The 13,837-nt window shown below is 31.3% G+C and carries 17 protein-coding genes and 1 riboswitch; of the genes, 5 read left to right on the forward strand and 12 right to left on the reverse strand.

The window, feature by feature from the left end:
* Positions 1 to 84: 84 nt before the first annotated feature.
* The 3 genes from MOO46_RS03595 to MOO46_RS03605 form a co-directional block, all read right to left on the reverse strand.
* On the reverse strand, positions 85 to 726 hold the full coding sequence (locus tag MOO46_RS03595) for a deoxynucleoside kinase (protein WP_249511610.1): 642 nt from the start codon (positions 724 to 726) through the stop codon (positions 85 to 87).
* A 118-nt stretch (positions 727 to 844) separates the two neighbouring features.
* Positions 845 to 2,302, reverse strand: a complete 1,458-nt coding sequence (locus tag MOO46_RS03600; RefSeq protein ID WP_249511611.1) for an amino acid permease — start codon at positions 2,300 to 2,302, stop codon at positions 845 to 847.
* Positions 2,303 to 2,410: 108 nt separating this feature from the next.
* Positions 2,411 to 2,586: riboswitch (Lysine riboswitch) on the reverse strand.
* Between the two features lie 44 nt (positions 2,587 to 2,630).
* Positions 2,631 to 3,119 carry a GNAT family N-acetyltransferase gene (locus MOO46_RS03605; protein WP_249511612.1) on the reverse strand — a complete coding sequence of 163 codons (489 nt, stop codon included), beginning with the start codon at positions 3,117 to 3,119 and terminating at the stop codon, positions 2,631 to 2,633.
* A 63-nt stretch (positions 3,120 to 3,182) separates the two neighbouring features.
* Here MOO46_RS03605 and MOO46_RS03610 point away from each other — a divergent pair, with 63 nt between their 5' ends.
* Both MOO46_RS03610 and MOO46_RS03615 read left to right on the forward strand, forming a co-directional pair.
* Complete coding sequence (locus MOO46_RS03610; protein WP_249511613.1) at positions 3,183 to 3,986, forward strand: alpha/beta hydrolase; 804 nt, start codon at positions 3,183 to 3,185, stop codon at positions 3,984 to 3,986.
* A 68-nt stretch (positions 3,987 to 4,054) separates the two neighbouring features.
* Positions 4,055 to 5,395, forward strand: coding sequence for an IS3 family transposase (locus MOO46_RS03615; protein ID WP_249510559.1), 1,341 nt, complete (start codon positions 4,055 to 4,057; stop codon positions 5,393 to 5,395).
* A gap of 43 nt (positions 5,396 to 5,438) precedes the next feature.
* Here MOO46_RS03615 and MOO46_RS03620 read toward each other — a convergent pair whose 3' ends face one another.
* On the reverse strand, positions 5,439 to 6,107 hold the full coding sequence (locus MOO46_RS03620; protein ID WP_249511614.1) for a phosphatase PAP2 family protein: 669 nt from the start codon (positions 6,105 to 6,107) through the stop codon (positions 5,439 to 5,441).
* A 154-nt stretch (positions 6,108 to 6,261) separates the two neighbouring features.
* On the opposite strand from MOO46_RS03620, the gene MOO46_RS03625 reads away from it, so the two are divergent.
* Together MOO46_RS03625 and MOO46_RS03630 are read left to right on the forward strand one after the other, a co-directional pair.
* On the forward strand, positions 6,262 to 7,095 hold the full coding sequence (locus tag MOO46_RS03625) for a sulfite exporter TauE/SafE family protein (RefSeq protein WP_249511615.1): 834 nt from the start codon (positions 6,262 to 6,264) through the stop codon (positions 7,093 to 7,095).
* A gap of 10 nt (positions 7,096 to 7,105) precedes the next feature.
* Entirely contained in the window at positions 7,106 to 7,477 is a 372-nt protein-coding gene (locus MOO46_RS03630) for a DUF1634 domain-containing protein (protein WP_249511616.1), read from the forward strand.
* Positions 7,478 to 7,501: 24 nt separating this feature from the next.
* Here MOO46_RS03630 and MOO46_RS03635 read toward each other — a convergent pair whose 3' ends face one another.
* From MOO46_RS03635 to MOO46_RS03645, 3 genes are all read right to left on the reverse strand, one after another.
* The gene (locus MOO46_RS03635; RefSeq protein ID WP_249511617.1) at positions 7,502 to 7,957 is read right to left on the reverse strand and encodes a threonine/serine exporter family protein; all 456 of its coding nucleotides are present in this window, start codon (positions 7,955 to 7,957) and stop codon (positions 7,502 to 7,504) included.
* Positions 7,958 to 7,966: 9 nt separating this feature from the next.
* Positions 7,967 to 8,731, reverse strand: a complete 765-nt coding sequence (locus MOO46_RS03640) for a threonine/serine exporter family protein (RefSeq protein ID WP_249511618.1) — start codon at positions 8,729 to 8,731, stop codon at positions 7,967 to 7,969.
* A gap of 101 nt (positions 8,732 to 8,832) precedes the next feature.
* Positions 8,833 to 9,492: a metal-dependent transcriptional regulator gene (locus tag MOO46_RS03645; RefSeq protein ID WP_249511619.1), complete on the reverse strand. Its 660-nt coding sequence runs from the start codon at positions 9,490 to 9,492 to the stop codon at positions 8,833 to 8,835.
* 167 nt (positions 9,493 to 9,659) lie between these two features.
* Here MOO46_RS03645 and MOO46_RS03650 point away from each other — a divergent pair, with 167 nt between their 5' ends.
* Complete coding sequence (locus tag MOO46_RS03650; RefSeq protein WP_249511620.1) at positions 9,660 to 10,004, forward strand: hypothetical protein; 345 nt, start codon at positions 9,660 to 9,662, stop codon at positions 10,002 to 10,004.
* A gap of 42 nt (positions 10,005 to 10,046) precedes the next feature.
* On the opposite strand, the gene MOO46_RS03655 is transcribed toward MOO46_RS03650, so the two are convergent.
* The 5 genes from MOO46_RS03655 to MOO46_RS03675 form a co-directional block, all read right to left on the reverse strand.
* Positions 10,047 to 10,958, reverse strand: a complete 912-nt coding sequence (locus MOO46_RS03655; RefSeq protein WP_249511621.1) for a cation diffusion facilitator family transporter — start codon at positions 10,956 to 10,958, stop codon at positions 10,047 to 10,049.
* 81 nt (positions 10,959 to 11,039) lie between these two features.
* Complete coding sequence (locus MOO46_RS03660) at positions 11,040 to 11,576, reverse strand: GNAT family N-acetyltransferase (protein WP_249511622.1); 537 nt, start codon at positions 11,574 to 11,576, stop codon at positions 11,040 to 11,042.
* A 135-nt stretch (positions 11,577 to 11,711) separates the two neighbouring features.
* The gene (locus tag MOO46_RS03665) at positions 11,712 to 12,110 is read right to left on the reverse strand and encodes a hypothetical protein (RefSeq protein ID WP_249511623.1); all 399 of its coding nucleotides are present in this window, start codon (positions 12,108 to 12,110) and stop codon (positions 11,712 to 11,714) included.
* A 17-nt stretch (positions 12,111 to 12,127) separates the two neighbouring features.
* A complete protein-coding gene (locus MOO46_RS03670; RefSeq protein WP_249511624.1) occupies positions 12,128 to 12,886 on the reverse strand; it encodes a DUF1003 domain-containing protein in 759 nt (252 codons plus the stop codon).
* 14 nt (positions 12,887 to 12,900) lie between these two features.
* The gene (locus MOO46_RS03675; RefSeq protein ID WP_249511625.1) at positions 12,901 to 13,779 is read right to left on the reverse strand and encodes an RluA family pseudouridine synthase; all 879 of its coding nucleotides are present in this window, start codon (positions 13,777 to 13,779) and stop codon (positions 12,901 to 12,903) included.
* Between the last annotated feature and the right edge of the window lie 58 nt (positions 13,780 to 13,837).

Genomic DNA, 13,837 nt, shown 5'->3' on the forward strand with positions numbered 1-13,837 from the left:
CACATCTCTTAATGTCTACTTAATAAACATACTTCGCGTTTAACTCTATAAATTAATAATATTACATCTAATTTAGATAATCAACTATTTTAAGTTTAATTCTACTAACTTATCATCAACTTGCTTAATAACTGCTTTCAAGTCATTTTCATTTTCCATGAAATCATACTTATCACCGTTGATTTGCAACTTGGGTGATTGGTCATAGTTTTTATACCAATCTTCATAACGCTCATTTAAGTCTTTGTAGTAATTATACAAACTAGGATCTTTTGCAACTTGTTCAAAACTACGACCACGTTTTTTTATTCGTTTTAACATCGTATCAAAAGAGATACTAATGTGAATTAATAAATCAGGATTTTTTTGAAATGTTGAGTCAGGTATTTCTTCCATCATGTTAGACAATAATGAATCATAAATATCAGATTCAGTTTGAGTGGCACGCTTCATATCAGCATTTAGCCTAAACATTAGTGAATCTTCATAAATAGAGCGATCCATAACACTTAATTTTTCATCTTGAGCTTTTTCAATATTATCAAAACGTGTATTCAAAAAATAAATTTGTAATAAGAAAGCATATTTTTTAGGATCCTTATAAAACAAAGGTAAAATTTCATTATCATCGACTGATTCATAGTAACCAGTTGAATTTAAATGTTGCGATAAAAGCTTTGTTAACGAAGTCTTTCCAGCTCCAATAGTTCCTGCTAGTACTAGCATGCAATTCTCCTTCAATAAATCAATAATATTTATATTCTAATACATATTTAAATAAGTTACATTAATTATTTTACAACAATAAAAAAGATGCTTTTAAATTCAAAGCATCTCATTGATTCTATTCTTTATCTCTTAAATCAGTTGGTGAAACATCAACCTTATCTAAAGGAATAATTTTTGTATGATTTTTCCATTTGTAAGCAAAATATAAAATCAAAACTAATGGAACTGAAATATAAGTAATTCCAATTTGTTCCCAATTAAAGTTGACGAAAGAAGAAATATCTTGACCACAAATTACCAAAATACAAATAAATAATGTAATTACTGGACCAGTTGGGAACCAAGTGGCATGGTATTTCAACTCATTTAAACTATGGCCTTGCTTGATAAATGCACGTCTGAACCTAAAGTGAGAAAGTGCAATTCCAACCCAAGCAATAAATCCAGTTAAGCCTGATGCTGCTACTAACCAAACGTAAATTTGTGGACCTGCAATACTACTAATAAAAGTTAATAATGAAACAATCGTAGTAGCTCCTAAAGCCATGTAAGGAATTCCTCTTTTATTGGTTTTCCCCATAATTTTAGGTGCATAGCCTTCATGTGACATTGAATACAACATTCTAGTTGATGCATACATACCAGAATTAGCAGATGAAATAACCGAAGTTAAAATTACTGCATTCATAATAGATGCTGCAGCTGCTAAACCAGCACGTTTGAAAACAATGGTAAATGGACTAATTGCAACGTCACTAGCACTAGATCCTAATAAGTCAGGACTAGTATATGGAATAATTGCACCAATCACAAAAATAGCTAAAATATAAAATAAAATAATGCGCCAAAATACATCTTTAATTGCACGAGGAACAGCCTTACTAGGATTATCAGCTTCACCAGCCGTAATTCCAACTAACTCAGTTCCTTGGAATGAAAATCCAGCAACCACAAAGACTGCTAAAATCATTGGAATTCCACCAACAAATGGTGCTTGCTTGTAGTGAAAATTAGATAAGCCAACAGTATGACCACCCATGATTCCAAAGATAGTTAGAACCCCAACACCTAGGAATACAAAAATGGTAATAACTTTAATCAATGACATCCAAAATTCAGTTTCACCAAAGGCTTTAACCGATAATGCATTAATTAATAAAATCAATGCTAAAGTAATCGCACTAAAGATCCAACTTGGTATATTGGGCAACCAGAATTTCATTACCAATGCAGCCGTACTAATATCAACGGCGACTGTAATGGCCCAATTAAACCAATAGTTCCATCCCATCGCAAATCCTAAAGCCGGATCAACGTACTTAGCTGCATAAACGGAGAATGAACCAGAAACAGGTGTATTAGTGGCCATTTCTCCTAAACTAGTCATTAAAAAGTAAACCATTAATCCCATTAAGAAATATGCGACTAATGCCCCACCAGGTCCAGCCTGACTAATAACTGATCCTGATGCAACGAACAATCCGGTTCCAATTGAACCACCAAGGGCAATCATTGAGACGTGTCTAGTCTTTAGACGTCTCTTTACCCCTTTATCCTGTGAGTTATCACTCATAAATATGTCATCCTCTCTTATGATTCTAAGAGGTGCCATCAGAAAAATAACTAAAAAAGATCTCCCCATCAAAGAAGAGATCCGTAATTAACAAAGCTTTAATTATTGATCCTAGAAAGCACTCCGTAGAAAACTACGACAGTCCTCAGCTTATTCAACTGAGCCCCAACTCATAATTAATAAAGTAATTATAAATTTCGGCAAAATCCCCTTTCACAAGTTCTTTTTAATCACTTTATTGACTAGAACCCGTTAATAATGTCATTTGCGCCTCTTCTTAGATTTACTAGGTCATTATATAACATTAAGCTTAATTAGACAATAACTATTATATTTTTAATGAAAAAGTTCTATATCCATCATAATGATCAATTTCTTCAAAGTTTAATTTTTGTAAAACCTTCATTGAAGGTAAATTTTCTTTTTCAATTGTCGCTTCAATCAATGTATTACCATCGATTAAACTCAATGTTTTCGATAATGCTTTGGTCATATACCCATGTTGTTGATAATTAACGTTAATAAAGTACCCTAATTCTAGGTTATTATATACTGGTTCAAAATTTTCACCAATTTCTGGAAATAAGTTAATAATTCCAATTAATTTCATAGACTTAGTAATTCTAATCGCAACTGTAATATTATCTTGGTTTTCAGATTGAAAAAGCATTTTGGCCTTTTTTTCATCTAGTACTGGTTCAAAGCCAGTCTTTTTAGCAAGTTCACTATTTGCTAACATTTCCCAATAATTATTAAAATCTTTGGGATTTAAAGTATTAATCGTAATGTCGCCTAAATCCGCTTTTATATTTTTCAACAGACATTCACGCCTTTCTTGCGTTAGAATAGTATATATAAATTATATATTTGAGGTGTAAATATGCAAATATTAAAAGAATCTGTTCGTAAAAATTCAAGTGCCTTTATGCAAGGGTACCTTAGACCCGCTGATGTTGAAACTAATAATTTCAAACATCCAGCGATTGTAATCATCCCCGGCGGATCTTATACCCACATTCCAATGGTTCAAGCAGAAAGCATTGCATTAAACTACTCTGCTAAAGGATACCAAAGTTTCTTTCTAAGATATACATTTGAACAAGAAGCTAAGCCTTTGTTACCTAATCCATTGATTGAACTAGCTAATACAATTAAGCTAATCAGAAAAAATGCGCAAAAGTGGAATATTGATCCGGACCGAATCGTTATCTCTGGTTTTTCAATTGGTGGTCAGATTGCTAGTCTATATAATGATTTTTATGATAGTAAGTGGCTAATGGATAAAGTTTCAATTAATGATTCTAACATTTTAAAACCAAATGCCGTCATTTTAAATTATCCCGTTACTGATCTAACCCTTGGCTTTCCAGACGATAAGAAAAGAGTTAATAATTGGATTGATGATAAGTGTGAATTAAATGCTGCTGAACATGTAACCGATACAAATGTGCCTACTTTCATTTGGCATACTGCTGATGATCCTGCAGTTCCCGTTACTAATTCACTAAACTATTCACTAGAATTAAATCAACACAATATTGATAATGAGTTACACATTTTCCATCATGGTCCTCATGGGATGGCTTTAGCTAATTATGTAACTGCTTGGAAAGATGATGCTAATAATTCACATGTAGCTAAATGGTTTGATTTAGCAAATGATTGGTTAAAAGAAATTCTATAAACAAAAAAGTCGCTGATATTATCATGAAGTGAACCCCTAAAGTGAAACAACACTTTAGGGGTTTTTGTATGACAAAATTTAGTTTTGAGTTAAAGAAAAAAATAGTTAAAGAATATTTTTCAGCAGGAATTGGTTCTACTAGTCTTGCTAAAAAATATAATATTAAAAGCAGAACAACTATTTTAAATTGGATTCATATGTATAATGCCTTCGGCATTAAAGGATTAATTGTCAGGCACCCAATCAAAGTATATTCTGGATATTATAAACGAAAAGTGCTGCATTGGATGCACACTAACCACAGTTCGTATCCAGAAACAGCACTTTTCTTCAACATATCAGCCCCAAGTACCATCTTTGCTTGGGAGCGAAGATTGGAGACTAAAGGCCTAACTGGATTATACACTAATCGTGGCCCTAAAAAAATGAAATCAAATAAAACTAAAATTAAATCACCTAACAAGTCATTAAGAGAAAAAGTTAATTATTATCTAATCAATTATCGTTATGAACAAATAAAACAAGAATGTGGATCTACTATGGATCACATAAAGAAATTGATTACTTTCTTTAAAAGATTTTCTATATCATTCATTTTAAAAAGTATCGGTATAAGTAGAAGTTATTATTATCGACATTTCAAAGAAGATGATAAAGATGATAACTTAAAAAAGATGATCACTAAAATAAAGCATTTTAATCCTAATTATGGGTATCGCCGTTTAACCTTAGCTTTAAGAAATAACAACGTAGTTGTTAATCATAAAAAAGTATTAAGGATAATGAAAACATTAAATTTAACGACCAATCAATATAACAAAAAAAGAAGAAAATATAATTCTTATATTGGACAAGTTGGACATATAGCCAAAAATAGGATTCATAGAAAATTTAAAACTGATCGTCCTTATCAAAAATTAACAACTGACGTCAGTGAATTTAGATATGGTAATCAAGATATAAATCACAGGGTTTATTTATCACCAATTATGGATCTATTTTCTGATGAAATATTAAATTTTTCCATTAGCGAACATCCAAATGTCGACTTTACTATTAAGCCAATGAAAGAATTGATTAAAAAATTACCAAAATTAAGCTATAGAACCACCGTCCATAGTGATCAAGGCTTTCAGTATCAAAATAATAAATGGCAAAAATTATTAAAGAATAATCACATCTTTCAATCCATGTCCCGTAAAGGGACATGTCTAGATAATGCACAAATGGAATCATTCTTTCATATCATGAAAATAGAAATTATGAGTAATCATTATGAAACAAAGTCTTCATTAATTAAAGCGATGAAAAAATGGATTAAATATTATAATAATTATAGAATTAAAACAAAACTAGGAGGTAAAGCTCCGAAAGAATATCGGAAACTTTACCTCCTAGAAAATAAATAGTTGTTTCGATTTAAGGGTTCACATCATCAACGACTTTTTATTTTTATAAATATGAGCGTTTTACTGGTTTAAAGTGATCTTTTAATGAAGGAGCATACTTTACATAGAAAATTTGAGAAATTTGAACCCAAGTATATGCAATAAAAGCAGCACCTAAAGTATCAGTAGGAAAGTGAGCATTTAAATAGATTCTAGACATCATTACTAAAATCAAGAAAATAAATGTCACAATTTGTATTAGTAGTTGTTTCTTTTTACCCTGAATTAAAGGTAATAATACAATCCAAATGATACTAATGACAATAAAGATTCCAAAAACATGTCCACTAGGAAAGCTAAATCCTGTATCGGCAGCACTATGTAATGATGGACGTGGTCTTCTTACAATATTTTTAACAATAAATGCAATAACGTCCCCACCAATAATAGTGAACAGTGACCAAATAGCGACAATCTTATGTCTAAATCCCCATAAGAAAAAGGCAATAATCAGAATCCAAATAATATCCATTTTGGGACTAGCTAATGTTGTACATAAATGCATTAAGCGGTCTTCAAAACCACCCTGTGACTTTTGCACTGAACTAATAATAACTGAGTCGATAAACTTTAAATATCCAGAATTCATTATGACTGAAATGGTCATAAATAAGGATAATATTAATCCCAATGTAATTTTAAAGCCTCTTTTATGATCTTTATCAATTATCATAAAATCTTAATCCTCCTAAAAGTTTTAAATTCAGTATAACATAGCAAATAAAAATGGCTTTAATTTTCCAAAAAATTTAATATAATCGTTTTTAATGACTTTAATATAATAGTTGTTATAATAAAATCAATTGAATATATAAGGAGGAAACATCATGATTGGCACAGTCCTATTAATGATTGTGATTGGTATATTTGCTGGAATTGCCGGAGCTATCTTGGGATTAGGCGGTGGCATTATTGTAACCCCCATTTTGACGTTAGCTTGTAATTTAGACATTAAATATGCAATTGGAGCTAGTGTAGTCGTTGTTATCGCTACTAGTTCTGGTTCAACAATCGCTTATTTGAAAGATGAAGTGTTAAATTTAAGAGTTGCGATGTTCCTTGAAATTGCTACTACAATTGGAGCAGTATCTGGAGCACTATTAACTGGTATTTTAAAGCCTCAATATCTTTACATATTATTCGGTCTGCTATTATTATTCTCATCATTTAATATGATTCGTAAGCTTTTAAATAAAAATTCGTCTAATTTAAGTCATAAAAATGATCCGTTAGCTGAAAAACTAAGGTTAAATAGCAGCTATTATGATAAAGCTGAAAATAAAAAAATTGATTATCAAGTAGAAAACATTCCGGGAGGATTATCAGTTATGTTTGGTGCTGGTTTAGCATCTGGATTACTAGGGATTGGTTCTGGAGCATTCAAAGTTATCGCAATGGATACTTTTATGAAGATGCCCTTAAAACCATCAAGTGCTACCAGTAATCTAATGATGGGAGTGACTGCAGCTGCATCAGCTACCGTTTATTTCTTTAATGGATCAATTTTGCCATATATTGCGGTACCATTAGCCCTTGGAATTTTAGTTGGTGCAACTTTAGGATCACGAATTATGCAAAGATTGCCTGCTAGATGGATTCGTATTTGTTTCGTCCCAGTATTATTTTATATTGGATTAAACATGTTAATCAAAGGATTTTAGGAGGTAAGTGATGAATAATTCTAAACAAACTACTAAAGAAGAAATGAATCAAATTGAATTAGTAATTGGTAAAATTCTTCGAATTGGTGTGATTATTTCAGCTACAATTATGATGATTGGTTTATTAATTTTTATTTTAACTGGTAAATCCGGATATAGTGGAAATTATCATCCTAGTTCTTTTAAAGAAATTTTCACTGGAGTGACTCAACTAAAATCTTATGCAATTATGATGGTTGGAATTTTTTGTTTAATTTTAACCCCCGTATTAAGAGTTATTGTTTCAATTTATTCATTTTATAAAGAACACGATATGTTATATGTATATATAACAACTTTCGTATTATTAGTATTAATTTTTAGTTTCTTTTTAGGTCAATAAAAAGAGGAGTAATGAGTGAAATCATTACCCCTTTTTTTGATTGGCCTTTTTAATTCGCCAACGGATATACAATTGATTCAAAAATTCTGAAAACAAGAAACCAGAGGCAATCGCTCCAGCAATAAAAACCATCTGAATTAAATTAGTTTTGGCCAAAGCATAATTACTAATAGCCAAAGATTTCATAACTTGATAGGCTTGGCCACCTGGGACTAATGGAACCAAAGCTGGAATATTAAAAATAATAACCGGCATTTTTTTATAACGAGAAGCTAAAATGCTTAACAATCCAACCACAAAAGTCCCAAAAAGATTAGCGAAAACATATCCACTAATATAAGTATTAATATAATAATAGACTAGCCAACCAGAAACACTAACTAATCCGCCCATATTTAAGGCTCTTTTAGGAACATTTACTAATAGTCCAAAACCAATTGTTGCTAAATATACACAAAAGATATTAACTAATAATAGCAATTAATCACCTCATCCCATTATTTTAATTGCCATCGCAACTCCAAAACCTAATGCACAGGCACTCATAATTGCTTCAACTCCACGTGAAGGACCTGAAATTAAATTACCAGACAATACATCACGAACCGCATTAGTAATTGGCACTCCGGGTACTAACGGCATTAGGCCACCAGTTATCAAATCATCGGCACTGCTAACCAAATGGAGTCTAAACATAATAATTGCTGAAAAGCCAATTGCAATAGCTGATATAAATTCACTCAAAAATCGAATGGATGTGTAACGCTCAGTAATACTATAAATGACCCAGCCTAATACCCCGATTAAAGCAGCAGCCCAAAAATCGACATAATTTTTTCTGAATACAACTTCTAAAGCACCACTAACCACAGCAGCGCCAAGTAATTCAATCCAGAATGGATATCTAGTAACATGTTTATCCATGTGTTTTAAAGAATGATAAAATTGCCCCAGGGTGATTAATCCTGACTGAAATTGTCGAGAGTAATCATTGACCACTGAAACTTTTTCTAAGTCAAAACTTCGCTTATCAATTGAAATAACTTGCGATCCCATATTTGGATTAACCGTCATAATAATCCCTGTTAATGTTACATACGAACGATTATCCGAAAAACCCGCATTATGACATATTCGATCAATCGTGTCATTAACTCTAACCATTTCAGATCCATTTTCAATCATTATCTTTCCTGCAAGTAAACAAGTTTCAACAACTAACTTACTTTTTCTTTTTTCGTTCAAACATTTCACCTACCATGATAAAACAATAATAATTAGTAAAAGTATAACATGAATAATTATCGTTTAAATAAAAACGAGTTTTAAGTTAAATTACTTAAAACTCGTTTATTTTATTCATTAATATTTTTAATAAAAATATAATGTGAAGCTTTATAACTGATGGCATTTTCTTGCTTATCAGTTAAATTTTGAACTGTAATGGGGCCTTCAAAAGGTGAATGCTTAATAACTTTTAATTTATCACCAATATCTAGTTGTATATCACCTAAATAAGTCAATAAATCATGGTTGTCGATAAAACGATCAACTACAACAGTATCGCCATCTTTAGCATCATTCAATAAGACATGACTATCTTCTTTATAATGACCATTAGTATTAGGAATAACACCTCCGTGCGGACAATGAGTAGGCTTGCCTAGCTTTTCGTACATCGCTTGTAATAAACGATCACTAGTGACATGTTCCAAAACTTCAGCTTCATTATCTAAATCAGGAAGTGGGTAATTTAATTCATTAACCAAAAAGCTTTCCCAAATACGGTGCTTTCTAACTAAAACTTCAGCTAATTTTACACCCTTTTCTGTTAAATAAACTCCTGAATAGGGTTCGTGATAAACTAGTCCCTCACCCAATAACTTATTTATCATTTCAGTGACAGAGGCCGCAGCTATATCTAAACTGATTGCGATTCTTTTATTGGAAACTTTATCTTTAGTTCCACCTAGTTCAAATATAATTTTTAAATAGTCCTCTTTTTTTGGGGTCATTATTATCAGCGTCTCCTAAATAAATTCTAATTACATCAATTTTTAATAATCAATGTTACAGCATTTAATATAATTTTACCATTTTTATTTAACTTTTTTTAATAAAAAATATATAATTAAACTGTAATGGTAATGATATCATTAATTAAGAAACTGGAGATGGAAATATGAGTAAAAAGTTACTTAAGTTCAATCAACTCAATGAACAATCTCAATTAAACAGTGTCAAAGGTTTCAGTCAATTCTTTGTCAAAATGTATCGAGATCGTAACATGGAAATAATTAGTGCAGATATTGATAACTCATTCTTATGGGATATTGATCGTGAAGTATATCGCAATCGATTTGAATCTATTGATCATGCTGCAAAAGACACAGTGAAGTATTGTATGAATAATTATCGTGCAATTATAAATGATTTGAATGTTTCATTCTTAGCTAATGGTACTCCTGAATTACCTTGGGAAGAATGGTATCAAAATAAATATAATCAAACCCCTGAGGGACTATAATAACAATATAAAGAAGCTTCCATAAAAATTATGGAAGCTTCTTTATTTAATATCAGTACCACTATCGTAAAATAAATCTTCTTTCTTGCCATGTTCAACTTCAGCTTGTAAAGTTACGTGTTCAACATGGTATTTATCATGCAATATTTTAGCAATTGGATCATATATCTTTTCAGCATCACTAATTAACATGTCTTTCATATTAATATGAGCAGAAAACATAATACTATTCTCATCGACTAACCAAATATGAACATGATGAACTCCAGTTACTCCGTTGATATTAAGTAAATCTTTTTGAATATCATAACAATTAATATGTGGTGCACCCTGCATCAAAATCTTAATTGTTTTTTTAATAATTGGGAATGTTTCCGAAATAATATATAAAGCAACAATAATTGTCACTAGTGGATCAATAATATTCCAACCAAACAGCTTAATTAAAAGACCACCAATAATAATTCCAATTGATGCTAAAGTATCACTTAATAAATGAAGATATGTAGCTCGAATATTTAAATTATTCTTAGATCCGTGACTTAACATAAGTGTTGAAATCAGATTGGCAACTGTTGAAACCACAGCAACGATTAACATCAGATTTCCATTAATTTGTTCTGGTTTAAACAGTTTAGGAACCGCTTCAAAAATCAAAACAGCTGAAAGCATCAATAAGAAAATTGAATTTAAGAAAGCAGAAATAATTTGTGCTCTTTTATAGCCAAACGTATTAAATTTATTTTGTGGACGTTCGCTAATTCGATGTGCATAATAACTACCTACAACTGAAGCTGAATCACCTAAGTTATGAAAAGCGTCAGATATTAAAGACAAACTTCCCGAAAGAATCCCCCCTAAAAATTCAACAATCGTAATTGTCGAATTTAGTACTGTCACAAAGAAAAATCGGCGACCAGTCATTTGACTTTTTTCATGGTTATGTTCATGCATTTTAACCCCTCCTATCTATATTTATTATACAATAAAATTACATAACAAAAAAAGCCGCTTTCGTTGAAAGCAGCTTTAATTTTAAACTAATAGTGGTTGTTTAATTAAGCGTTCATAAGCATAATTTCTAATTTTAGTATTTTGGGTAGCTGAGATAGGTACTACCTTGCCAGTTTCAATAAAACCAGCCTTCTTAATTACATGTTGCATCCCTAAGTTATCAGGATTGGTATCAACACGAATACTATTAATACCATTAACATTTTTAACAACATCATAAATAGCTTCAAATAATTTTTGTGATAAGCCACGTCCATGGTGATGATTAGATACGGCTACCCGATGAATTGAAACATAGGGGCCATTTGATAACCATATTCCGTCTAAGTTTTCATAACTGTCATCAGTTCCTGGAATTACAGCTGCTGTTCCCAAAATTTCACCATTTTCTTCTAAAACAACGGTCCATTGATTACGAATATCGTTAATTAATGAGTCAGTATTTGGGTAACCATCTTGCCATTGATTAACCCCTTGTTTAGAAAGCAATTCCTTCCCTTCGAAAATAATTTGTTTAATTGCATTCAAATCTTCGATGTGTGCTCTTCTCATTAACATGATTAAGCCCCCCCTTTTTCAATTTCATTATTTAAAACTCAATTTAAAGATAATAACACCTTTCTAAAAATATGCAAAGAATTTTATTTTATTTTTTTAAAAAAAGGTATTCCAATTAATGGAATACCTTTTACATTATTCTTCTAACATGCGCCAATTACCTTCGGCAGCTTTTGAAATTTGATTTAAGAAGTGTAGAACTGAAGTTGCACGTTTTTCATCATGTTCATTTAACTTATTTAATCCCTTACCTGAGGCCATCGGTTGACCTAATGAAAAATCATTTTCTTTTAAATGACCTTCTGAGAAGGCAACGACAGTTTCACCAGATTCGATTTTGGTAATGATAAAGAACAATGAAAAATCATCATTTTCTTTCATATATGCAGGCATTGCCCAAACATCTTCAGCAATTTGTTGCATTTCTTCATTCATAAAACGATAGTATTTATGATTGGCTTCAGTTACTGGTGTATTTAAAACAAACATCATCTTGCTAAAAGCTGGTGCACCAATTTTAATATTGTCTTCCATTAATAATTCTCCTCTAACTAGTTAGATTGCTTTAATTTTTCTTTTAATTTAATGTTTTCATTTCTTAAATTAGTTAACTCAGCACGAACCTCACCCAAAATTTGTAGTTGTAATTTTTCAATCTCTAAATCATGGGGCATCTGATTTTGAGTTAAATGGTCTAACTTAGCATGTAAAATTCTTAATTCATGTTCTGATTTTAAATTAACATGAAAATCATTTTCAGCATCTAGTCGATCACGTTGAGCTGAACGATTCTGACTCATCATAATGATAGGTGCTTGAATTGCTGAGAAACAACTTAAGAATAGATTTAATAGAATATATGGATAAGGATCAAAGTGAATACCAAAAATTGCTAAACCATTTATAAGCATCCATATTACCAGAATTGAGACAAAAATAAAAATAAAAGTCCAACTACCACCAAATTTAGCTACTGCATCCGATACTTTTTGGCCAAAAGTCGTGCTTTTGCTTAATGAAACGTTCACATCGGTAATCTCATAATTATCATCCCTCAAAGCGCGGGTTAATTTACGATTAATTTTTTGACTCTGCCTTAAATCTGAATTAATTAATGAGTCTACTCGATTCATTCGATATTCCAACAAATGATTAGCACAAATAAAGCTAGTCATTTTAGCTTTAGGATAGTCTTGCTTAATTGCATTGGATATCGGTTGCGCTAATTCTTTTAAAGTAATCCCTTCATCTCTTAAGTAAGTTTTACCATCAACCACACACTTTACTTCTTGCTGTGAATCTTTATTCATTTTTCCATCCTCCACTATAAAATTGCTTTCATATCGGCTGGTAAATCTAACTTAAATTCACGGTCGACATCAGATAAATCATCATGAAATTTTAAATAATAAGCATGCAAAGCTTGGCGCTCAATCCCTTCATTTAATGGTCCATCATATAATTGATCACCTAATAAAGGATGCCCTAAAGCAGTCATATGAACTCTAATTTGGTGCGTCCGACCTGTATGTAGCTTAATTTTTGCTAATGTTTTATCATTCAAACTGCTAACTACCAAATATTCAGTAATTGCATTCTTACCATCAGGCGTAACTTCACGCCGAAAATTATCACCGATTCTACCAATTGGTTGATCAATAATGGAATGCTCATCAGAGAGTTTTCCTTCCACAATTGCATAGTAATATTTTTCAATTTGATGCTTTGCTACTCGTTGATTAGCTAGGCTATTAGCTAATCGGTTTTTAGCGACTAATACCAATCCAGAAGTAAAACGATCTAACCTTGTAATTAGATGTGGTTTTAAATCATGACTGCCATTTTTTCTCAAATAACCTTTAATTCGGTTAACTAAAGTATCCTCGCGATTAGCTGGTCCCGGGACGCTCGTTAATCCAGCTGACTTATTAATAACTAGCCAGTTATTATCTTCATAGACCACATTAATTGGTTGATCACTAAAAGCAACCTCATCGTCACTTTGTTCATCGGGAAAAACGACTGTTAGAGAATCACTGGGTTCTACTTGAGCATCAAACTTAGTTTTATGGTGATTTAGCATAATTGAGCCATCATGTTTTAAATCATTATACATTCGATGACTAACACCTTTGCTTGCTAAAAATTTTTTAATTCCGTATTCAATTTTATCATTATTTACCCAAGTGAATTCCAAAGTCATGTTCCTCCAGTTTATTTTATATGTATGTTATATTAACATATTAATTAGAGGAACTCAT

This window comes from Apilactobacillus apisilvae, assembly GCF_023380225.1.
GTDB classification, from domain to species: Bacteria; Bacillota; Bacilli; order Lactobacillales; family Lactobacillaceae; genus Apilactobacillus; species Apilactobacillus apisilvae.

Excerpts from the sequence above, each read along its gene's own strand:
- MOO46_RS03665 (WP_249511623.1), bottom strand. The coding sequence starts at position 12,110 with ATGGAAGACAATATTAAAATTGGTGCACCAGCTTTTAGCAAGATGATG.
- MOO46_RS03625 (WP_249511615.1), top strand. The coding sequence starts at position 6,262 with ATGATTGGCACAGTCCTATTAATGATTGTGATTGGTATATTTGCTGGA.
- MOO46_RS03615 (WP_249510559.1), top strand. The coding sequence starts at position 4,055 with ATGACAAAATTTAGTTTTGAGTTAAAGAAAAAAATAGTTAAAGAATAT.
- MOO46_RS03670 (WP_249511624.1), bottom strand. The coding sequence starts at position 12,886 with ATGAATAAAGATTCACAGCAAGAAGTAAAGTGTGTGGTTGATGGTAAA.
- MOO46_RS03600 (WP_249511611.1), bottom strand. The coding sequence starts at position 2,302 with ATGAGTGATAACTCACAGGATAAAGGGGTAAAGAGACGTCTAAAGACT.
- MOO46_RS03655 (WP_249511621.1), bottom strand. The coding sequence starts at position 10,958 with ATGCATGAACATAACCATGAAAAAAGTCAAATGACTGGTCGCCGATTT.
- MOO46_RS03595 (WP_249511610.1), bottom strand. The coding sequence starts at position 726 with ATGCTAGTACTAGCAGGAACTATTGGAGCTGGAAAGACTTCGTTAACA.
- MOO46_RS03645 (WP_249511619.1), bottom strand. The coding sequence starts at position 9,492 with ATGACCCCAAAAAAAGAGGACTATTTAAAAATTATATTTGAACTAGGT.
- MOO46_RS03610 (WP_249511613.1), top strand. The coding sequence starts at position 3,183 with ATGCAAATATTAAAAGAATCTGTTCGTAAAAATTCAAGTGCCTTTATG.
- MOO46_RS03650 (WP_249511620.1), top strand. The coding sequence starts at position 9,660 with ATGAGTAAAAAGTTACTTAAGTTCAATCAACTCAATGAACAATCTCAA.
- MOO46_RS03675 (WP_249511625.1), bottom strand. The coding sequence starts at position 13,779 with ATGACTTTGGAATTCACTTGGGTAAATAATGATAAAATTGAATACGGA.
- MOO46_RS03620 (WP_249511614.1), bottom strand. The coding sequence starts at position 6,107 with ATGATAATTGATAAAGATCATAAAAGAGGCTTTAAAATTACATTGGGA.
- MOO46_RS03630 (WP_249511616.1), top strand. The coding sequence starts at position 7,106 with ATGAATAATTCTAAACAAACTACTAAAGAAGAAATGAATCAAATTGAA.
- MOO46_RS03660 (WP_249511622.1), bottom strand. The coding sequence starts at position 11,576 with ATGTTAATGAGAAGAGCACACATCGAAGATTTGAATGCAATTAAACAA.